General features: G+C 70.3%; 19 protein-coding genes and 1 tRNA gene. 10 read left to right on the top strand and 10 right to left on the bottom strand.

What is annotated here, in order from left to right; genetic code table 11:
- Positions 1-93: 93 nt before the first annotated feature.
- From galT to AC07AB_RS22275, 4 genes are all read left to right on the top strand, one after another.
- Complete coding sequence (gene galT, locus AC07AB_RS22290; protein ID WP_478569546.1) at positions 94-1140, top strand: galactose-1-phosphate uridylyltransferase; 1047 nt, start codon at positions 94-96, stop codon at positions 1138-1140.
- Positions 1137-2117 (top strand): UDP-glucose 4-epimerase GalE, encoded by a 981-nt coding sequence (galE, locus tag AC07AB_RS22285; protein ID WP_478569544.1) that lies wholly within the window; start codon positions 1137-1139, stop codon positions 2115-2117. The genes galT and galE overlap by 4 nt, the downstream gene beginning before the upstream one ends.
- Positions 2118-3284 carry a galactokinase gene (galK, locus tag AC07AB_RS22280; protein WP_478569542.1) on the top strand — a complete coding sequence of 389 codons (1167 nt, stop codon included), beginning with the start codon at positions 2118-2120 and terminating at the stop codon, positions 3282-3284.
- 368 nt (positions 3285-3652) lie between these two features.
- Positions 3653-4432 carry a response regulator transcription factor gene (locus AC07AB_RS22275; protein ID WP_478569540.1) on the top strand — a complete coding sequence of 260 codons (780 nt, stop codon included), beginning with the start codon at positions 3653-3655 and terminating at the stop codon, positions 4430-4432.
- Here the strand turns inward: AC07AB_RS22275 and AC07AB_RS22270 are convergent.
- Positions 4391-4888 carry a MarR family winged helix-turn-helix transcriptional regulator gene (locus AC07AB_RS22270; RefSeq protein ID WP_478569538.1) on the bottom strand — a complete coding sequence of 166 codons (498 nt, stop codon included), beginning with the start codon at positions 4886-4888 and terminating at the stop codon, positions 4391-4393. The two genes, AC07AB_RS22275 and AC07AB_RS22270, sit on opposite strands and share 42 nt — an antisense overlap.
- A 131-nt stretch (positions 4889-5019) precedes the next feature.
- Here AC07AB_RS22270 and AC07AB_RS22265 point away from each other — a divergent pair, with 131 nt between their 5' ends.
- Together AC07AB_RS22265 and AC07AB_RS22260 are read left to right on the top strand one after the other, a co-directional pair.
- Positions 5020-5850, top strand: coding sequence for a trans-aconitate 2-methyltransferase (locus tag AC07AB_RS22265; protein ID WP_478569536.1), 831 nt, complete (start codon positions 5020-5022; stop codon positions 5848-5850).
- Positions 5847-6212 (top strand): VOC family protein, encoded by a 366-nt coding sequence (locus tag AC07AB_RS22260; RefSeq protein WP_478569535.1) that lies wholly within the window; start codon positions 5847-5849, stop codon positions 6210-6212. The genes AC07AB_RS22265 and AC07AB_RS22260 overlap by 4 nt, the downstream gene beginning before the upstream one ends.
- 108 nt (positions 6213-6320) lie before the next feature.
- Here AC07AB_RS22260 and AC07AB_RS22255 read toward each other — a convergent pair whose 3' ends face one another.
- Together AC07AB_RS22255 and AC07AB_RS22250 are read right to left on the bottom strand one after the other, a co-directional pair.
- A complete protein-coding gene (locus tag AC07AB_RS22255; protein WP_478569533.1) occupies positions 6321-7001 on the bottom strand; it encodes a TetR/AcrR family transcriptional regulator in 681 nt (226 codons plus the stop codon).
- A 7-nt stretch (positions 7002-7008) separates the two neighbouring features.
- A complete protein-coding gene (locus tag AC07AB_RS22250) occupies positions 7009-8070 on the bottom strand; it encodes an acyl-CoA desaturase (protein ID WP_478569641.1) in 1062 nt (353 codons plus the stop codon).
- Between the two features lie 292 nt (positions 8071-8362).
- Between AC07AB_RS22250 and ppc the strand changes: the two genes are divergently transcribed.
- Positions 8363-11050: a phosphoenolpyruvate carboxylase gene (ppc, locus tag AC07AB_RS22245; protein WP_478569639.1), complete on the top strand. Its 2688-nt coding sequence runs from the start codon at positions 8363-8365 to the stop codon at positions 11048-11050.
- Positions 11051-11123: 73 nt separating this feature from the next.
- Here ppc and pth read toward each other — a convergent pair whose 3' ends face one another.
- The 6 genes from pth to AC07AB_RS22215 all read right to left on the bottom strand — a co-directional run bounded on the left by pth (position 11124) and on the right by AC07AB_RS22215 (position 16308).
- Complete coding sequence (pth, locus tag AC07AB_RS22240) at positions 11124-11714, bottom strand: aminoacyl-tRNA hydrolase (protein ID WP_478569531.1); 591 nt, start codon at positions 11712-11714, stop codon at positions 11124-11126.
- 129 nt (positions 11715-11843) lie between these two features.
- The gene (locus tag AC07AB_RS22235) at positions 11844-12428 is read right to left on the bottom strand and encodes a 50S ribosomal protein L25/general stress protein Ctc (RefSeq protein ID WP_478569529.1); all 585 of its coding nucleotides are present in this window, start codon (positions 12426-12428) and stop codon (positions 11844-11846) included.
- Between the two features lie 259 nt (positions 12429-12687).
- Entirely contained in the window at positions 12688-13665 is a 978-nt protein-coding gene (locus AC07AB_RS22230) for a ribose-phosphate diphosphokinase (RefSeq protein WP_478569527.1), read from the bottom strand.
- Positions 13666-13756: 91 nt separating this feature from the next.
- A complete protein-coding gene (gene glmU, locus AC07AB_RS22225; protein ID WP_478569525.1) occupies positions 13757-15211 on the bottom strand; it encodes a bifunctional UDP-N-acetylglucosamine diphosphorylase/glucosamine-1-phosphate N-acetyltransferase GlmU in 1455 nt (484 codons plus the stop codon).
- 109 nt (positions 15212-15320) lie between these two features.
- Positions 15321-15393, bottom strand: a tRNA-Gln gene (locus AC07AB_RS22220).
- Between the two features lie 27 nt (positions 15394-15420).
- On the bottom strand, positions 15421-16308 hold the full coding sequence (locus AC07AB_RS22215; protein WP_478569523.1) for a hypothetical protein: 888 nt from the start codon (positions 16306-16308) through the stop codon (positions 15421-15423).
- 156 nt (positions 16309-16464) lie between these two features.
- On the opposite strand from AC07AB_RS22215, the gene AC07AB_RS22210 reads away from it, so the two are divergent.
- Together AC07AB_RS22210 and AC07AB_RS22205 are read left to right on the top strand one after the other, a co-directional pair.
- Positions 16465-17835, top strand: a complete 1371-nt coding sequence (locus AC07AB_RS22210; protein WP_478569521.1) for a sensor histidine kinase — start codon at positions 16465-16467, stop codon at positions 17833-17835.
- 199 nt (positions 17836-18034) lie between these two features.
- A complete protein-coding gene (locus AC07AB_RS22205; protein WP_478569519.1) occupies positions 18035-18532 on the top strand; it encodes a SigE family RNA polymerase sigma factor in 498 nt (165 codons plus the stop codon).
- Positions 18533-18589: 57 nt separating this feature from the next.
- On the opposite strand, the gene AC07AB_RS22200 is transcribed toward AC07AB_RS22205, so the two are convergent.
- Positions 18590-18916: a hypothetical protein gene (locus AC07AB_RS22200; RefSeq protein WP_478569517.1), complete on the bottom strand. Its 327-nt coding sequence runs from the start codon at positions 18914-18916 to the stop codon at positions 18590-18592.
- A 311-nt stretch (positions 18917-19227) separates the two neighbouring features.
- Between AC07AB_RS22200 and AC07AB_RS22195 the strand changes: the two genes are divergently transcribed.
- Positions 19228-20472 (top strand): mannosyltransferase family protein, encoded by a 1245-nt coding sequence (locus AC07AB_RS22195; protein WP_478569515.1) that lies wholly within the window; start codon positions 19228-19230, stop codon positions 20470-20472.
- Positions 20473-20748: the final 276 nt, after the last annotated feature.

Here is a 20748-nt window from a genome sequence, read left to right as displayed (position 1 = left end):
CGATGGTGTTGGCTCGTGGTTCATTATGTTTGGTTATGTTTGTTAGGTCGCGGGTAGCGGCCGATGCGCACGGACAGGGCGAGGAGAAGCCAGGTGAAGAAGACGGCGACCCGACTCGCGGACGGCAGAGAGCTCATCTACTACGACGCGCGCGACGACGCGGTCCGCGACGCCGTCGACCAGCGGCCGCTCGACCCGATCTCCACCACCTCCGAGATCCGCCACGATCCGCTCCTCGGCGACGCCGTCGCCGTCGCCTCCCACCGCCAGGGGCGCACGTACCACCCGCCGGCCGACGCCTGCCCGCTCTGCCCCTCCCGCGACGGGCGGCACACCGAGATCCCCGCCGCCGACTACGACGTCGCCGTCTTCGAGAACCGCTTCCCCTCCCTGGCCGGCGACTCCGGCCGCTGCGAGGTCGTCTGCTTCACCTCCGACCACGGCGCCTCCTTCGCCGACCTCACCGAGGAGCAGGCCGCCCTCGTCCTCGACGCCTGGACCGACCGCACCGCCGAGCTCTCCCAACTCCCCGGCGTCGAACAGGTCTTCTGCTTCGAGAACCGCGGCGCGGAGATCGGCGTCACCCTCGGCCACCCGCACGGCCAGATCTACGCCTACCCCTTCACCACCCCCCGCACCGAGCGCATGCTCGCCTCCCTCACCGAACACCGCGCCCGCACCGGCGGCCGCAACCTCTTCGACGACGTCCTCGCCGACGAGCGCGCCGACGGCCGCCGCGTCGTCCTGGACAGCGAGCACTGGACCGCCTTCGTGCCCTACGCCGCCCACTGGCCGTACGAGGTGCACCTCTACCCCAAGCGGCGCGTCCCCGACCTGCTCGCCCTCGACGACGACGCGCGCACCGAGTTCCCGCGGGTCTACCTGGAAGTCCTGCGGCGCTTCGACCGGATCTTCGGCGAGGCGGAGCCGCCCACGCCGTACATCGCGGCCTGGCACCAAGCGCCCCTCACCGCCGCGGCGCGCGGCGACTTCGCCCTCCACCTTGAGCTTTTCACCATCCGCCGCACTTCCGGCAAGCTGAAGTTCCTCGCGGGTTCCGAATCCGGCATGAATGTGTTCATCAACGATGTGCCGCCGGAACGCGCGGCCGAGCGACTGCGGGAGGTAGCGGGCAAGTGAGCAGCAAATATCTGGTCACCGGCGGTGCGGGCTATGTGGGGAGCGTCGTCGCGGCGCATCTGCTGGAGGCCGGGCACCGGGTGACCGTACTCGACGACCTCTCCACCGGACACCGCGAAGGCGTCCCCGAAGGCGCCGAGTTCATCGAGGGTCGCATCCAGTCCGCCGCCACCTGGCTGGACTCCTCCTACGACGCGGTCCTGCACTTCGCGGCCTTCTCCCAGGTCGGCGAGTCCGTCGCGGACCCCGACAAGTACTGGCGCAACAACGTCGGCGGCACCACCGAACTGCTCGCCGCCATGCGCGACGCGGGCGTACGCACCCTCGTCTTCTCCTCCACCGCCGCCACCTACGGCGAACCCGCCACCGTCCCCATCACCGAGGACGTCCCCACCGCGCCGACCAACCCCTACGGCGCCACGAAACTCGCCGTCGACCACATGATCAGCGGCGAATGCGCCGCCCACGGACTGGCCGCCGTCTCCCTGCGCTACTTCAACGTCGCCGGCGCGTACGGCGACCAGGGCGAGCGCCACGACCCCGAGTCCCACCTCATCCCCCTCGTGCTCCAAGTCGCCCAGGGCAAGCGCGAGTCGATCTCCGTCTACGGCGACGACTACCCCACCCCCGACGGCACCTGCGTCCGCGACTACATCCACGTCGCCGACCTCGCCGAAGCCCACCTCCTGGCCCTGGCCGCCGCCCGGAGCGGCGACCACCTGGTGTGCAACCTCGGCAACGGCAACGGCTTCTCGGTCCACGAGGTCATCGAGACCGTCCGCGCGGTCACCGGCCACCCCATCCCGCAGCACACCGCCGGGCGGCGCGCGGGCGACCCCGCCGTCCTGGTCGCCTCCGCCGAACGCGCCCGGCAGCGCCTCGGCTGGCGCCCTGCCCGCGCCGCCCTCGCCGACATCGTCGCGGACGCCTGGGCCTTCGCCCAGCGCACCGCCCCACAGCAGGAGGAACGACACTAGATGAGTGCCGAGCGCGCGGCCACGGCCTTCGCCGAGGTGTACGGAACCCCACCCACCGGCGTCTGGGCGGCCCCCGGCCGGGTCAACCTGATCGGCGAGTACACCGACTTCAACGACGGCTACGTGATGCCGCTCGCGCTCCCGCACACCACCCACGCGGCCGCCGCCGCCCGCACGGACGGCGTACTGCGCCTGCACTCCGCCGACGGCGGCGGAAAGGTCGTCGAGCTGCGCACCGACGACCTCGCGCCGGCCCGGACCCGGGGCGGGGACGGCGGCGGCTGGGCCGCCTACCCCGCCGGCGTCGTCTGGGCCCTCAAGGAAGCGGGCCACACCGTCCCCGGCGCGGACCTGCACTACGAATCCACCGTGCCGACCGGCGCGGGCCTCTCCTCCTCCGCCGCCCTCGAAGTCGCCACCGCGCTCGCGCTGAACGACCTGTACGGGCTGGAGCTGGCCCCGCGGCGGATCGCCCGGATCGCGCAGCACGCCGAGAACGACTTCGTCGGCGTCCCCTGCGGGATCATGGACCAGATGGCCGCCGCCTGCTGCGCCGAGGGCCACGCCCTGTACCTGGACACCCGCGACCTCTCCCAGCGCCACGTCCCGTTCGATTTGGCGGCCCACGGGCTGACCCTGCTCGTAGTGGACACCCGTGTGAAACACGAACTGGGAGACGGCGCGTACGCCGAACGGCGCGCCGGCTGCGAGGCGGGCGCGCGGGCGCTCGGCGTGCGCGCGCTGCGCGACGTGCCGTACGCGCAACTATCCGCTGCTCTCGAACAGTTGGACGACGAGACGATTCGCCGGTACGTACGCCATGTCGTGACCGAGAACCACCGCGTCGAGCAGGTCATCGCCCTCCTGGACGCGGGGTACGCCCGCGCGGTGGGCCCTGTGCTGAGCGCCGGGCACGCCTCGCTCCGCGACGATCTGGGCGTCTCCTGCGTCGAGTTGGACCAGGTCGTCGAGGCCGCCAACGCGGCGGGCGCGCTCGGCGCCCGGATGACCGGCGGCGGCTTCGGCGGCTCGGCGGTCGTGCTGGTGGCGGAGGGGGACGCGGACGCGGTGGCCGAGGCGGTGCGCGCCTCGTTCGCGGCGGCCGGGCGGCGAGCGCCGCGCGTGTTCCCGGCGGTGCCGAGCGGCGGCGCGCGGCGGATCGTGTGACAGCGCCCCCGCGGCGCGGGGGAGACCGCCAACTCGCCCGTCCCGGCCTCCTCTTGGAGTCGGGAACGGATCAATTCGCGTCGTTCTGCGTCGCACGCCGCCCCAGGACCGGACATTGAACACACCCTGAACACGGGGAGCGGGCAGTTTTGTGATTCGCCTTCCGTTGTCGTACCCCGGACGTACTCTGATGCACAGCGTCGGTGGGGGCCGACGCCGATCAGGGGGCGAGACAGGCAGGTACGACGCCCGGGGGCGGGTAGACGTCACAGCACGGCGGCGGCCGTGCGTCGGTGGCGACCCCTGAGCCGGGCGCCGTACCCGCACTGGCCCTCCGCGATCCACTGACATCTGACATGGGGGTGGCTGTGGCACGTATTCGGGTACTGGTGGTCGACGACCACCGCATCTTCGCCGAGTCGCTCGCCGCAGCACTCGCGGCCGAGCAGGACGTGGAGGTCGCGGCTGCGGGCAGCGGGCCGGCGGCGCTGCGCTCACTGGAGCGCGCCGCGGCGGAGGGCCGCCGCTTCGATGTGCTGCTGGTGGACGCCGACCTCGGCGCCGCGACCAGCGACGTCGCGCGCGTACCGGGCCCCGCGCACCTCCAGGGCCGGGAGGCCGCGGACAGCGCGGTGGACGGCATATCGCTGGTGGCGGGCGTCCGGTCCGGGCAGCCGAGCGTACGGACGGTGGTGCTGGCCGAGCGCGACGACGCGCGCCGGGCGGCGGCGGCGCTCCAGGCCGGGGCCTCCGGCTGGGTCGCCAAGGACTGCTCCCTCTCCCGGCTGCTCTCCGTCATCAGGGGCGTGCTGCGGGACGAGACGCATCTGCCGCCCGCGCTGCTGACAGGCGTGTTGCGGGAGCTGACGGCGGCCCGCAAGCACCGCACCGAGAGCGAGCGGCTGGTCGAGTCGCTGACCCCGCGCGAGCGCGAGGTGCTGCGCTGCATGGTCGCGGGGCTGGGCCGCAAGGCGGTGGCCGAGCGGCTCTACCTCTCCCCGCACACGGTCCGCACGCACATGCAGAACGTGCTGGGCAAACTCGGCGTGCACTCCACGCTCGCCGCCGTGGCGCTGGCCCGCCGGGCCGGGGTGGGGCCGGTCGACTTAGCCGGGGATATTGTCGAACGGGGCGGTCAGCTGGCGTAGCAGGTCGGCCAGTTCACGGCGCTGGGGCCGGGACAGCTCGGCCAGGATCGCGCGCTCCTGCGCGAGCAGCCCGGCGAGCGCCTGATCGGCGCGGTCGCGCCCCTCGGGGGTGAGCCGGACCAGCACGCCGCGCCGGTCGCTGGGGTCGGGCAGCCGCTCGACGAGGCCCTTCTTGGCGAGCCGGTCGATGCGGTTGGTCATGGTGCCCGAGGTGACCAGCGTCTGGGTCAGCAGCTGGCCGGGCGAGAGCTGGTACGGAGCCCCGGCGCGCCGCAGCGAGGTCAGGACGTCGAACTCCCAGGGCTCCAGCTGATGCTCGGAGAAGGCGATCCGGCGCGCCCGGTCGAGGTGGCGTGCGAGTCTGGAGACGCGGCTCAGCACCTCAAGCGGTTCCACGTCGAGGTCCGGGCGCTCGCGGCGCCATGCTGCGACCAGTCGATCGACCTCGTCCTCCATGGCGATCAGTGTAGAGGGTCTGTCGACATGAAGTCTCTTGACGTCAAGATATATTTGCGGGAATGCTGGGCATCGTTCGCGGGGAGCGCCGTCCCGCTTCGGAAAGTCCGTACCTGCAAGGGGGCTCGAACATGCACCGCGCACCAACCTGGGATCCGCAGCAGTACCTCCGCCACGCCAGCCACCGGACCCGCCCCTTCCACGATCTCCTCGCCCGCATACCCGATCTGCCCGCCACCGGCCGCCCCGCCCGCATCGCCGACCTCGGCTGCGGCCCCGGCAACGTCACGGCCCTGATCGCCGACCGCTGGCCCGACGCCCACATCACCGGCCTCGACAGCTCCGCCGAGATGCTGGCGGAAGCCGCCTCGCGCGAAGGCCCCACCGCCGCCGGCGGACGGCTCGACTTCGCCCCCGCCGACGCCGCCGACTGGGTCCCCGACGAGCCCTACGACCTCATCGTCTCCAACGCCGCCCTCCAATGGGTGCCCAACCACCCCGACTCCTTCGAGACCTGGGTGGACGCCCTCCACCCCGGCGGCACCCTCGCCTTCCAGGTCCCCGGCAACTTCACCTCGCCCAGCCACGGCATACTCGGCGAACTCTGCGACGCCCCTCAGTGGCGCGAACGCCTCGACGGCCACGGCCGCCGCTTCGTCCACATCCTCGACCCCACCGACTACCTGGAGCGGCTGACCGGCCTCGGCTGCGACGTGGACGTCTGGGAGACCACCTACGTCCAGCTCCTGGCCGGCGCCGACCCCGTACTCGACTGGGTCAAAGGCACCGCCCTGCGGCCCGTACTGACCGCGCTGGAGGGCGATGAGGAGGCCACGGAGGAATTCCTCGCCGAATACCGCGACCTGCTCCGCAAGGCGTACCCGACGGGCCCGCACGGCACCGTCTTCCCCTTCCGCCGCATCTTCGTCATCGCCCGCACCAGGACCGGGAGCCCGAGGTGATCACCGCGCTCGACCATGTCCAGCTCGCTGCCCCGCCGGGCTGCGAGGACCTGCTCCGCGCCTATTACGTGGACGCCCTGGGCATGGCGGAGATCCCCAAACCACCGGCGCTCGCGGCACGCGGCGGGTGCTGGTTCGCGGCGGGCGGCGTCCAACTGCACCTGGGCGTCGAAGCGGACTTCACGCCCGCGAAGAAGGCCCACCCCGGCCTCCGCGTCCACGGCCTCGACGCCTACGCCCGCCGCCTTGCGGACCACGGCGTCACGACCGCATGGGACGACGCCCTGCCGGGACACAAGCGGTTCTACGCCGAGGACCCGGTGGGCAACCGGCTGGAATTCCTGGAGCCGCGGAACGGCTGACATCCTCCACCGGCGGGGGAGGGGCGAGCCGCACGGGCGCTCCACCCCCGCCGAGGTCGCTCCCGCGCCCGCGGAACGCCGCGGGCGCACGGGCGCGGCCCCGCCCTCTCAGGACCTTCTGTGGCCTATCAGGCGCGGCTTGGGCTCCAGGCCGTCCAGGCCGTGCCACGCCAGATTCACCAGGTGCGCCGCCACCTCGGCCTTCTCCGGCTTGCGCACGTCCAGCCACCACTGACCCGTCAGCGCCACCATGCCCACCAGCGCCTGCGCGTACAGCGGCGCGAGCTTCGCGTCGAAACCGCGGGCCTTGAACTCCAGCCCCAGAATGTCCTCGACCTGCGTCGCGATATCGCTGATCAGCGAGGCGAACGTGCCCGTCGACTGCGCCACCGGCGAGTCCCGGACCAGAATCCGGAAACCGTCCGTATACGTCTCGATGTAATCCAGCAGCGCGAACGCCGCCTGCTCCAGCAGCTCACGCGGATGGCCCGCGGTCAGCGCCCCCGTCACCATGTCCAGGAGCTGCCGCATCTCCCGGTCCACCACCACCGCGTACAGCCCCTCCTTGCCGCCGAAGTGCTCGTACACCACCGGCTTGGAGACCCCGGCCTTGGCCGCGATCTCCTCCACCGACGTGCCCTCGAACCCCCGCTCGGCGAAGAGCGTACGGCCGATGTCCAGCAGCTGCTCGCGCCGCTCCTTGCCGGTCATACGGACGCGGCGGGCGCGGCGGCCCCCCGGCGCGGGGGCCCGGTCCTTGCCATTGCTCGTGCTGCTGTCGATCGCCACGCCTCAATCATGCCGCCTGCGCGGCCTTGCCCTTCCCTGATTTTCCGCCCGTACCGTCACCGGCGGCCTCGGAGCCGGCCGGCCGGGAGCCCGCCGGAGCGGCCGCGTCCGGCTCGCGCCGCGCCGCGATACGGTCCGCGTCCGGCCAGCGCACGTCATAAGCCCACCCCGCCCGCTCGAACCAGCGGATCAGCCGGGCACTGGAATCGAGCTGCCCCCGCAGCACCCCGTGCCGCGCGCTCGTCGGATCGGCGTGGTGCAGGTTGTGCCACGACTCACCGCAGGACAGCACCGCCAGCCACCACACATTGCCGGACCGGTCCCGCGACTTGAACGGCCGCTTCCCGACCGCGTGACAGATCGAGTTGATCGACCACGTCACATGGTGCAACAGCGCCACCCGCACCAGCGACCCCCAGAAGAACGCCGTCGCGGCGCCCTGCCAGGACCACGTCACCACCCCGCCGACCAGCGGCGGAATCATCAGCGACACCACCGTCCACAGCACGAACTGGCGCGAGATCCGACGGGTCGCACCGTCCTTGATCAGATCCGGCGCGTACTTCTGCTGCGGCGTCTGCTCCTCGTCGAACATCCAGCCGATATGGGCCCACCACAGCCCCTTCATCAGCGCCGGCAGCGACGTACCGAACCGCCACGGGGAATGCGGGTCCCCCTCCGCGTCCGAGAACCGGTGATGCCTGCGGTGATCCGCCACCCAGCGCACCAGCGGCCCCTCGACCGCCAACGACCCCATCACCGCCAGCGCGATCCGCAACGGCCGCTTCGCCTTGAAGGCGCCATGCGTGAAATAGCGGTGGAAACCGATCGTGATGCCATGGCAACCGATGTAATACATCGCCACCATCAGCCCCAGATCCAGCCAGGAGACACCCCAGCCCCACACCAGGGGCACCGCCGCGACCAGGGCCAGAAACGGAACAGTGATGAACAGCAACAGCGCGATCTGCTCCACCGACCGCTTGTCGTCGCCACCGAGAGTGGCAGAGGTCAACGTGGGGTCCTGGGCCTTCGGCGCGTCTTCGATCACGTCGGGGCTTGCAGTCATGGCATCCCTCATGGGGGCTCGACACACGGCTACGGTTCCGTAACCTACGGCTACGTAAGTATGGCAGGCCACGCGTATCGGGCAATAGGGCTGTGGATGACCGCGCGTCGTCGACACCTATCCTGGTCGAGGTCGGACAGCGCGGTCCGCAACCTCTCCAGACGTGCTCAGAACACTGCAAGGAGCCGCCCCCGTGAGCAGTGCCGACAACACCCGTACAGCCGCCGACGGCGCCGTCACCGACACGACTGACGACACCGGCACCCCCAACGGCGAAGCGACCAACGCCGCCCTGCGCGCCGACATCCGACGCCTCGGCGACCTCCTCGGCGAGACCCTCGTCCGCCAGGAAGGCCCCGAACTCCTCGACCTCGTCGAACGCGTACGAGCCCTCACCCGCACCGACGGCGAAGCCGCCGCCGGCCTCCTCGGCGCCACCGACCTGCACACGGCCGCCAAGCTCGTACGGGCCTTCTCGACCTACTTCCACCTCGCCAACGTCACCGAACAGGTCCACCGCGGCCGCGAGCTCCGCACCCGCCGCGCCGCCGAGGGCTCCATCCTCACCCGCACCGCCGACCAGCTGAAGGACGCCGACCCCGAGCACCTCCAGCAGACCGTCGAGCACCTCGGCGTACGCCCCGTCTTCACCGCACACCCCACCGAAGCGGCCCGCCGCTCCGTACTCAACAAGCTCCGCCGCATCGCGGAACTCCTCGACACCCTCGCCACCGACGACAAGCGCCGCACCGACCTGCGCCTCGCCGAGAACATCGACCTGCTCTGGCAGACCGACGAACTCCGCGTCGTCCGCCCCGAGCCCGCCGACGAGGCCCGCAACGCCATCTACTACCTCGACGAACTCCACACCAACGCCGTCGGCGACGTCCTCGAAGACCTCGCCGCCGAACTCGCCCGCGTCGGCGCCCCCCTCCCCGCCACCACCCGCCCCCTCACCTTCGGCACCTGGATCGGCGGCGACCGCGACGGCAACCCCAACGTCACCCCCCAGGTCACCTGGGACGTCCTGATCCTCCAGCACGAACACGGCATCACCGACGCCCTCGACGTCATCGACACCCTGCGCGCCGCCCTCTCCAACTCCATCCGCAACAGCGGCGCCAGCGAAGAGCTCCTCACCTCACTCCAGCAAGACCTCGAACGCCTCCCCGAGATCAGCCCCCGCTACAAGCGCCTCAACTCCGAAGAGCCCTACCGCCTCAAGGCCACCTGCATCCGGCAGAAGCTCGTCAACACCCGCGAGCGCCTCGCCGCCGGAGCATCCCACCACAGCGGACGCGACTACCTCGGCACCCCCGAGCTCCTCGCCGACCTCCAGCTCCTCCAGGACTCCCTGCGCGACCACCGCGGCGAACTCATCGCCGACGGCCGGCTGGAGCGCACCATCCGCACGCTCGCCGCCTTCGGCCTCCAGCTCGCCACCATGGACGTACGCGAACACGCCGACGCCCACCACCACGCGCTCGGCCAGCTCTTCGACCGCCTCGGCGAAGAATCCTGGCGCTACACCGACATGCCCCGCGACTACCGGCGCAAGCTCCTCGCCAAGGAACTCCGCTCACGCCGCCCCCTCGCCCCCAGCCCCGCCCCCCTCGACGCCGCCGGCGCCAAGACCCTCGGCGTCTTCCAGACCATCCACCAAGCCATGGAAACCTTCGGACCCGACGTCATCGAGTCCTACATCATCTCCATGTGCCAAGGCTCCGACGACGTCTTCGCCGCCGCCGTACTCGCCCGCGAAGCCGGCCTCCTCGACCTGCACGCCGGCTGGGCCAAGATCGGCATCGTGCCGCTCCTGGAAACCACCGACGAACTCAAAGAAGCCGACCGCATCCTCGACGAGATGCTCGCCGACCCCTCCTACCGACGCCTCGTAGCACTCCGCGGCGACGTCCAGGAAGTCATGCTCGGCTACTCCGACTCCTCCAAGTTCGGCGGCATCACCACCTCCCAATGGGAGATCCACCGCGCACAGCGCCGACTGCGCGACGTCGCCCACCGTCACGGCGTCCGGCTCCGCCTCTTCCACGGCCGCGGCGGCACCGTCGGCCGCGGCGGCGGCCCCACCCACGACGCGATCCTCGCCCAGCCCTGGGGCACCCTCGAAGGCGAGATCAAGGTCACCGAACAGGGCGAGGTCATCTCCGACAAATACCTCGTCCCCTCCCTCGCCCGCGAAAACCTCGAACTGACCGTCGCCGCCACCCTCCAGGCATCCGCCCTGCACACCGCGCCCCGGCAGTCCGACGAAGCACTCGCCCGCTGGGACGCGGCCATGGACACCGTCTCCGACGCCGCCCACGACGCCTACCGCGCACTCGTCGAAGACCCCGACCTGCCCGCCTACTTCTTCGCCTCCACCCCCGTCGACCAACTCGCCGAACTCCACCTCGGCTCCCGGCCCTCCCGCCGCCCCGACAGCGGCGCCGGCCTCGACGGACTCCGCGCCATCCCCTGGGTCTTCGGCTGGACCCAGTCCCGCCAGATCGTCCCCGGCTGGTACGGCGTCGGCTCCGGCCTCAAGGCCGCCCGCGAAGCCGGCCTCGACACCGTCATCGACGAAATGCACGAACACTGGCACTTCTTCCAGAACTTCCTGTCCAACGTCGAAATGACCCTCGCCAAGACCGACCTGCGGATCGCCCGGCACTACGTCGACACCCTCGTACCCGACGACCTCAAGCACGTCTTCGCCACCATCGAGGCCGAACACGCCCTCACCGTCCGCGAAGTCCTGCGCATCACCGGCGAACGCGGACTCCTCGACGCCAACCCCGAACTGCGCCAGACCTTCCACGTCCGCGACGCCTACCTCGACCCGATCTCCTACCTCCAGGTCACCCTCCTCCACCGCCAGCGCGAAGCCGCCGGCCGCGGCGAGGAGCCCGACCCCGTACTCGGCCGAGCCCTCCTGCTCACCGTCAACGGCGTCGCCGCCGGCCTCCGCAACACCGGCTGACCGACCCCGTACGCAGCACGACAGCGGGCCCTTCACCGAACGACCGGTGAAGGGCCCGCCAACGTGCGAGGGATCAGGAGCCGTACGTACTCCGGGCCCGCTCCAAACCGTCCACGACCAGCGCCTCGACCGCGTCCGCCGCCCGGTCCACCAAGAAGTCCAGCTCCTTGCGCTCGACCGAGGAGAAATCCTTCAGCACGAAATCCGCCACCTGCATACGGCCCGGCGGACGGCCGATCCCGAACCGCACCCGGTGATAATCCGGGCCCAGCGACTTCGTCATCGACTTCAGACCGTTGTGCCCGTTGTCGCCACCGCCCAGCTTCAACCGCAGCGTCCCGTAATCGACGTCAAGCTCGTCATGGACCGCGACGATCTGCCCCACCGGCACCTTGTAGAAATCGCGCAGCGCGGTCACCGGGCCGCCCGACAGATTCATGAACGACATCGGCTTCGCCACGACCACCCGGCGGCTCGACAGGCCCGGCGCCCCGAACCGCCCCTCGACGACCTGCGCCCGCGCCTTGTGCGCCTTGAACTTCGAGCGCATCCGGTCCGCGAGCAGATCGGCGACCATGAAGCCCACGTTGTGGCGGTTGGCCGCGTACTCCTGGCCGGGATTGCCCAGCCCCACGATCAGCCAGGGCCCCACTGCATCCGTCATCTGCATGTCTCCTTGAAGCCACTCAGCCGCCGTCCCGACGCCCGAGGCGTGGAACGGCGGCTGGAGAAGAGATTACCGGCGCGGAGCGCGCCCGGCCCGCGGGCCGGACAGCTCCCCGGAGGCAACCGCTCAGGCCTCGGCGCCCTCGCCCTCGGCGGACTCCTCGGCGGCCTCGGCCTGGGCGGAGACGACCTGGAGCACGACGGCGTCGTCCTCGACGGCCAGCGTGCTGCCGGCGGGCAGCGTGATGTCCTTGGCCAGCACGGAGTGACCGGCGTCCAGACCCTCGATGGAGACGGTGACCGACTCGGGAATGTGGGTGGCCTCGGCCTCGACCGGGAGCGTGTTGAGGATGTGCTCCAGCAGGTTGCTGCCCGGAGCCAGGTCGCCCTCGGTGTGGATCGGGATCTCGACGGTGACCTTCTCGCCCTTCTTCACCGACAGGTAGTCCACGTGGACCAGGAAGCCACGGATGGCCTCACGCTGCACGGCCTTCGGGATGACCAGCTCGCTCTTGCCGTCGACGTCCAGGTTGAGCAGCGCGTTCGGGGTCTTCAGCGCCATCATCAGGGCGTGGCTGTCGATCGCGACGTGCTTCGGGTCACCGCCGTGACCGTAGATGACGCCGGGAACCTTGTCCTCGCGGCGGATGCGGCGGGCGGCGCCCTTGCCGAACTCGGTACGGACCTCGGCGGTGAGCTTGACCTCAGCCATGGTGACTCCTCGTAGTAGATGGATCCAGCGGGCGTCACCCGGCCCACGACAGACCTGCTACGAAGAGCGCGTCGATAACGGACGGTCGCACCTCATGGATGCGGCCTCCCTCGCCGAGCAACTCCGTGAGTCTACCCGGCGGGGGAGGCCGCCCAGAAATCGATCAAGCAACACGGTCAGCCGAGCCGTTACGGTCAGCCGAGCCGACCGGGAGAGCCGACCAGGAGAACCGTTCAGGCGAGGCGCCGACCCGGCACCGTCATCCCTGCTCCTCGAAGAGGCTCGTCACCGAACCGTCCTCGAACACCTCACGCACGGCCCGCGCGATCGTCGGCGCCATCGACAGCACCGTGATCTTGTCGAGCTCCAGCTCACTCGGGGTGGGCAGGGTGTTCGTGAAGACGAACTCGCTCACCTTCGAGTTCTTCAGCCGGTCGGCCGCCGGACCCGACAGCACACCGTGCGTAGCCGTCACTATGACGTCCTCCGCACCGTTCGCGAACAGCGCGTCCGCCGCGGCGCAGATGGTGCCACCCGTGTCGATCATGTCGTCGACCAGGACGCAGACCCGGCCCTCCACATCGCCGACCACCTCGTGCACGGTGACCTGGTTCGCCACGTCCTTGTCACGCCGCTTGTGCACGATCGCCAGCGGCGCGCCCAGCCGGTCGCACCAGCGGTCCGCCACGCGCACGCGCCCGGCGTCCGGAGAGACGATCGTCAGCTTCGAACGGTCGACCTTCGCGCCCACATAGTCCGCGAGGACCGGCAGCGCGAACAGATGGTCCACCGGCCCGTCGAAGAAGCCCACGATCTGGTCCGTGTGCAGGTCGACCGTCACGATGCGGTCCGCGCCCGCGGTCTTCAGCAGATCGGCGATCAGCCGGGCCGAGATCGGCTCGCGGCCGCGGTGCTTCTTGTCCTGCCGGGCATATCCGTAGAACGGCAGAATCACGGTGATGCTCTCGGCGGAAGCCCGCTTCAGAGCGTCGACCATGATCAACTGTTCCATGATCCACTTATTGATGGGAGCCGTATGGCTCTGCATCACAAAGCAATCGGCGCCACGCGCCGACTCCTGGAAACGGACGTAGATCTCTCCATTGGCGAAGTCGAACGCCTTGGACGGGACCAGGTGCGCCCCCAGCTGATGAGCGACCTCCTCGGCAAGCTCGGGGTGGGCGCGGCCGGAGAAGAGCATCAGCTTCTTCTCGCCGGTCGTCTTGATCCCGGTCACAGCACGGTCTCCTTGCCAGCTCAATTGGGTGGTGGGCATTTTGTGCGCGCCTATCACGGTACGCCCCGCACGGCGCACCCCTTTGCGGTCACTACTCGCCATCAGAATCCGGACGAGCGACAGAAGCAGCCTGAGCGGCGGCGCTTCCCGGGCGCTTACGAGCCACCCAACCCTCGATATTCCTTTGCTGGCCGCGCGCGACCGCAAGCGAACCCGGGGGCACATCCTTGGTGATGACCGAGCCCGCCGCCGTGTAAGCGCCGTCCCCGATCGTGACAGGAGCCACAAACATGTTGTCCGAACCAGTACGGCAATGAGCACCGACCGTCGTGTGGTGCTTCGCCTGCCCGTCGTAATTCACAAAGACACTCGCCGCGCCGATATTGGTGAACTCACCGATCGTCGCGTCACCCACATACGAGAGATGCGGCACCTTCGTGCCCTCGCCGATCACGGCATTCTTCATCTCCACATACGTGCCGGCCTTCGCCTTCACACCCAACTGCGTACCCGGCCGCAGATACGCGTACGGACCCACACTCGCACCCGTACCGATCAACGCACCGTCCGAGACCGTGTTCGTCACCACCGCGCCCGCGCCCACCGACGTGTCCTTGAGCCGCGAATTCGGCCCCACCTCGCAACCGGCGGCCAACCGCGTCGAACCCAGCAGCTGGGTACCGGGGTGCACCAGGGCATCCGGCTCGAACGTGACCGACACATCGACCCACGTGCTGGCCGGATCCACGACCGTGACACCGCTCAGCATCGCGTCGTTCAGCAGCCGCTCATTGAGTAGCCGGCGCGCCTCGGCGAGCTGCACCCGGTTGTTGATCCCCAGAATCTCCCGGTGATCACCGCCCACGGCCGCGCCCACCCGGTGACCGGCCTCCCGCAGGATGCCGAGCACATCCGTGAGGTACTCCTCACCCTGGCTGTTGTCGGTACGGACCTTGCCGAGCGCGTCCGTCAGCAACTGCGCGTCGAAGGCGAAGACGCCGGAGTTGATCTCCTTGATCGCGCGCTGCGCGTCCGTGGCGTCCTTGTGCTCGACGATCGCGGTCACGGCGCCGCTCGCGCCGTCGCGCACGATCCGCCCGTACCCGGTCGAGTCCGGGACCTCGGCGGAGAGCACGGTGACGGCGTTGCGGTCGGCGGCGTGCGTCTCGGCGAGCTGCCGCAGCGTCGCACCGGTCAGCAGCGGGGTGTCGCCGCAGACGACGACGACCGTGCCGTCGAGCGCGACACCGCCGTCGCTCAGCGCCTCCAGTCCCATGCGTACGGCATGGCCGGTGCCCTTCTGTTCGTGCTGCACGGCGGTGTGGACGGCGGGGTCGATCTCGGCGAGATGCGCGGAGACCTCCTCGCGGGCATGACCGACCACCACGACGAGGTGTTCGGGATCCAGCTCGCGGGAGGCGGCGACGACATGTCCGACGAGAGAGCGGCCGCAGATCGCGTGCAGGACCTTGGGGGTAGCCGACTTCATGCGGGTGCCCTCACCCGCTGCGAGGACGACGACGGCTGCCGGGCGGTTGGCGCTCACGGGTGTGCCCTTCGGCTTCGGGTGGTGGACATCCGAAGGATACCGGTGCGTAAGTGGCCTGAAACGAGGAAGGGTCCTGACCTGGGGGTCAGGACCCGAACTCAGCTTGCTCCCCCGCCAGGATTCGAACCTGGACAGATGGTACCAAAAACCATAGTGCTGCCTGATTACACCACGGGGGATCATGAGGCCCTAAACCGGACATCCCGTCAGGCTGTCGACCTTGCTGCCAACACTATGCCGTACCACCAGCCCTCGATGCGACGGTATAGGTCAGCGCTTTGTGTCACGTAGATCGCCAGACAACCGTGGTAGCGCTCATCGGTGTTCTTCCGCGTGGTTTTCGGGGTGTGTCGCTTGAGGGAGGTCTTGTTGAGGCTTGCGACGTCGATGCCGACATGATGGGCCCAGAACTGCTCGGCGGTCGCCACGTCGACTGTCTCGTGGATGCTCACGTTGAAGCGCATGCGCTCACGGTCGACGCCCAGAAGTTCAAGCCATCGCACGAAGAGCGTGATGACGTCGGGGTCGCTGTTGATGAACTTCAGGCTCTCTCGACGGTCGTACGCCTTGTCCTTGCCGCCCTCTGCCCAATAGAGCCCCACTCCGATCAGGAACAGCTCGCGGTCGCTCAGCTCGCCGATCTCGCGCGTAGCGCCCCGCTTGGTCTCCTGTCGCTCCGCCTCCCGGCGCGCCAGCGTCGCCTCCCATCCACGGCGGGCGATGGCCGATGCCTCCTCCTTCGTGCGCGGGGGTGGTTTCGGCAGGTCCCGGACCCAGAGGGAGATGGAGCTCTTCGAGCAGCCCAGTTCGAGCTGGATCTGGTCGTAGGTCAGGCCCCGCGTCCGCAGTTCGCGGGCGCTCGCCCGTAGGTCGTCCTTGGCGTTCGGGCGCTTGGTCCACTCCGGTGGGGGTTCGCCTTCCAGGAGGCGGTTGAGGAGGTCGTTGTTGTTGACCTTGAGGCGGTCGCGTATCTGCCTGCGGCTGAGGCCCTCCTTGCGGAGGGTGAGGGCAGCTTCCCGCAGTTCGTCGAAGGAGGCCGAGCCGTCGCGCAGGCCGCCCACCCCGTCGCCTTCCCGGCGTCGTACGTCAGTCATGGCCGCAGCCTCGCCGTTCGTGCGGGCAAAGGAGGGCGAAAGCGTGGTCGATTCAATAGTTCGGATGAATACATCGCTTTTCGTACGCGTTCGAGACGGCCGCATGCTGCCGCGCGCAACGGATAACCGGTGGCATCGCCCCTTACGCTGGAAGGCATGACCGCAACGGGGGAAGCCGCAGGAACGGGCGTGCGAGGCGCGCCGACGGGGCCGTGGTGGTGGGCACGGCGCCGGAGTCTGGTGCTGGATGTCTGCCTGGCTCTGGCGTCGGTGCTGGAGTGCGTGGTGGAGGGGGTCGGCTTCGCGCGCGAGGCCGTGCTGCCGGTGGCGTTCGGTGTTCTGGTGGGGGCGCTGGCCGGGTCGGTGATGCTGCTGCGCAGGCGGTGGCCGGTGGCGGCGGTGTTGGTGTCGATCGCCGTGACGCCCGCGCAGATGGGGTTCCTGTTGGGCGTGGTGGCGTTGTACACGCTCGCCGCGTCGGATGTGCCGCGTCGGATCATCGCGGTGCTGGCGGGGATGTCCGTGGTGGGGACGCTGATCGTGATCTTCGTGCGGTTTGACCGGGACATGGCGCAGGACGGTTATACGCCGGGTGTGTGGCTCATCGTGTCGGTCTCGGTGCTGGTGGCGCTGGGGCTGGCCGGGCCGCCGGTGCTGTTGGGGATGTATGTCGGGGCGCGGCGGCGGTTGGTGGAGAGTCTGCGGGAGCGGGCGGATGGGCTGGAGCGGGAGTTGTCGCTGCTCGCGGATCGGGCGGAGGAGCGTGCGGAGTGGGCGCGCAGTGAGGAGCGGACGCGGATCGCGCGGGAGATGCACGATGTGGTGGCGCATCGGGTGTCGTTGATGGTGGTGCATGCGGCGGCGTTGCAGGCGGTCGCGGTGAAGGATCCGGAGAAGGCGTCGAAGAACGCGGCTCTGGTGGGGGATATGGGGCGGCAGGCGCTGACCGAGTTGCGGGAGATGCTCGGGGTGCTGCGGAGGACGCCTGATGGGCAGGTGGCGGAGAAGCCGTCGGCTGCTGAGCCGGCGCGGTTGGCGGCGGCGGTGGCGGTGGCTTCGGGTGGTCCGGCGGGGTCGGGGGCGCAGGCCGGGGCTGTGGCGGGTGTGACGTTGGTTACGGGTGAGGGCGGGGAGGGGCCGTGCCTCGCCGATCTGGAGGATCTGGTCGGGCAGTCGCGGGCGGCGGGGATGGTCGTGGAGCTGCTGGCGGAGGGTGTGGAGCGTCCGTATGCGGCGTTGGTGGAGCAGACCGCGTACCGCGTCGTTCAGGAGGCGCTGACCAATGTGCACAAGCACGCGCCGGGGGCGAAGACCCGGGTGCGGCTCGCGCATCGGGAGGCGGAGGTCGCGTTGCAGGTGGAGAACGGGCCGTCGGACGGGGGTGCGGATGTGCGGCTGCCGAGTGGGGGCAATGGGCTGGTCGGCATGCGGGAGCGGGTGTCGGCGTTGGGCGGGGTGTTCGTGTCGGGGGAGACGGAGACGGGTGGTTTCCGGGTGTCCGCGGTGATTCCGGACAGCGCGCCGTGAGCGTGGGGTGTACGGGCGGGTAGGCGTCTTCTCGCGGGCGTCGCGGGCGTCGCGGGCGTCGCGGGTGCTGTGAGTGGCCGGCGTGGGTCCCTCCGCTCTGCTCGCGTCCTGGTTTCCCTAAATTTCTGTCATTCGCTGTCAACCGGCCGTGGGGTCCCGTGCGTATGCGGTGTGAGACCGAACGGATTTGGAGCCCGGTTTGACCGTCGAGGAGTTCGAGGAGTTCTACGAGCACGCGGTCAGACGGCTCACGGGCCAGCTCTACGTCATGCTCGGCGATCTGCACGAGGCTCAGGACGTGGTTCAGGAGGCGTTCGTCCGGGGCTGGAGCCGGCGGCGGCAGCTGTCGCGGGACGGGGCTCCGGAGGCGTGGATCCGGAAGGTCGCGTGGCGGCTCGCGGTGAGCCGGTGGCGTGGGCTGCGGCGGTCGGAGGACGCCTGGCGGCGGCATGGCGGGCCGCCGGAGGTGGCGGGTCCGGACACGGGTCCGGTGGAGCTGGTGGAGGCCCTGCGTGGGCTGTCGCCGCAGCAGCGCCGGACCGTGACGCTGCACTACGTGTGCGATCTGTCCGTCGAGCAGATCGCCGCCGAGACGGGGCTGTCCGGCGGGACGGTCAAGACCCATCTGTCGCGGGGCCGGGCGGCGCTCGCCGGGCTGTTGTGCGACCCGTACTCCGAGGAGGCTTCCGGTGTCTGACGGTTCTGGCCGGTATGGCTCTGGTCGGCATGGTGATGGCCGATACGACGCTGCCGGTTACGACCGGCTGGCTGCCGGGCTCAAGGGGCTGGCCGCCGCCGGGCAGGACGGCGCGGCGCCGGTGCCGATGGCGGTGGTGGCGGCGCGCGGCAGGCGGCTGCGGCAGCGTCGGGTGGCGGCGTTCGCCGTGGTGGCGTGTCTGGTGGTGGGCGGGGGGAGCGGGACGCTGGCGGCTGTGCTGTCCCGGGCCGGCGGGGACGGGGGCGGTGGTACGGCGCCGGCCGGGGTGCCGTCGGGCGGGCCTGCGCCGTCGTTCACGGGCCGTACGGGCGGGGTCGAGACGGGGCCGCCGGACGGGGCCGGGGGGCCGTCGTCGTCTTCCACGCCCTCTTCCATGCCCAGCTCGACGCGGTCTTCCGATCCGTCCCATCCGCCCGGAGCGTGGACGCCTCTCGGCGCTTCCTCGACTGCCTCCTCCGGGTCGACCGCCTCCTCCGGGTCTTCCTTCTCGTCCTCTTCCTCTCTGCGGATCGGCGAGGAGCCGTAGCGCCGGTCCGGCCATTGCCCTGTTCTTGCCCTTGCCTGTTTCTTTGGTTCGCTTTTTTGTTCTTATGTTCTTTGTCCGTACTCCGGCGGTGGTCTTCCGCCGGGTGGTTCCCGCGTCCTCGGGGCGCTGCGTCAGGAGTCGTTCGCCCATGGTCACTGCACCGTCGTTGGAGGCGCTGCGGCCCACCAGCCCGCACGAGCCCGGGGCCGGGGTCTGGCGCCGCCCGTGGCGCCGGCTGACCCCGGCGGACTGGTCGGTGCTGCGCGTATACCTGTTGAGCCGGATCGGCGTCTGGGTTCTCGCGTACAGCGCGGCGTGGATCTTTCCCCCTGACCCGGGGGCGAAGCAGCCGGCGTCGTGGATATCCCGCTGGGACCAGTGGGACTGGGGGCATTTCAAGCGCATAGCGGAGTTCGGCTATTTCTCCGGGCAGGGAGCGGTGGGCAGCGCGCAGCCGGACAACCGGGAGGCGTTCTTCCCGGGCTTTCCGTGGCTGGTGCGGCTGCTGCACTCGGTGGGTGTGGGGTGGACGCTCTCCGGGCTGCTGATCTCGTTCGTGGCGGGGGCCGTCGCGGTGGTGGCGCTGGCCCGTATCGCTCGGCTGTATCTGAGCGGCGGCGTGGAGACCGGGGTGGCCGGGGAGGGGGTGGACGTCGGGCGGCGGGCCGTGCTCTTCCTGCTGCTCTCGCCGTGTGCGGTGTTCCTGGCGGCGGGCTATACGGAGGCGATCTTCCTGGCCTTCGCGCTGCCTGCCTGGCTGGCGGCGAAGCGGGGCAGATGGCCGCTGGCGTCGTTGCTGGCGATGGGGGCCATGGCCACCCGGATAAGCGGTCTGTTCCTGCTGGCGGCGCTGGTGGCGGAGTTCCTTCTGGGCGGCGGGGGGCTGCGGGAGCGGCTGCGGTCGCTGCCGTGGCTGGCCCTTCCCGTCCTGCCCGTCGCCGGCTATTTCGGCTACCTCTACTCGCGTACCGGCGACTTGATGGCGTGGAAGCACGCCGAGGAGCGCGGCTGGAATCGTGAGTTCCATGTGCCGTGGGAGGCGTGGCACAACACCTGGGTGTCGGCGTTCGGCCATGTGCAGGACACGGGGTTCGCGGTGATGTTCCAGGCGGAGCTGCTCGCGATGCTGGTGGGGGTGGCGCTGCTGGGCGTGCTGGCGTGGCGGCGGCGCTGGCCGGAGACGGTCTATATGGCGCTCAGCCTCTGGGCGTTGGGGACCTCGTACTGGTACGTGTCGGTGCCGCGCGCGACGTTGCTGTGGTGGCCGCTGTGGATCGGGCTGGCGGTGTGGAGCCTGCGGTGGCGCTGGGTGAAGGAGGCGTATGTGTGCGTGGCGGGGCCGTTGATGGCGGTGCTGGTGGTGACGTTCACTTCGGGGAGGTGGGCCGGCTGAGCGCCCGTATTTCTTGCGCCTGGGGGCGTACGTGCTTCCCGCGCGCGTGGGGGCATACGGGCGTCCCGCGCGCGTGAAGGGCTACGGCGCCCCCGCGCGCGGGGGGCTCCGTACGGGCGGCGGCCTGGGCTTGGGTGCGTACGGACGCCGGGCGGGCGCTTGCGGGTGGTGCGTACGTGCGTGCCCGCGTCGCCCGCTGACCGTCGTCCGCGCTTGCCGTCCGCCCCCGCCCTGCCCCGCTCATCGCCTGCCCTGCCCTGCCCTGCCCTGCCCCCG

The sequence above is a fragment of the Streptomyces sp. NPDC044033 genome (genome assembly GCF_056434425.1).
Note: the sequence above shows the minus strand (reverse complement) of the source record. Positions and strands in the feature narration are given on the sequence as shown.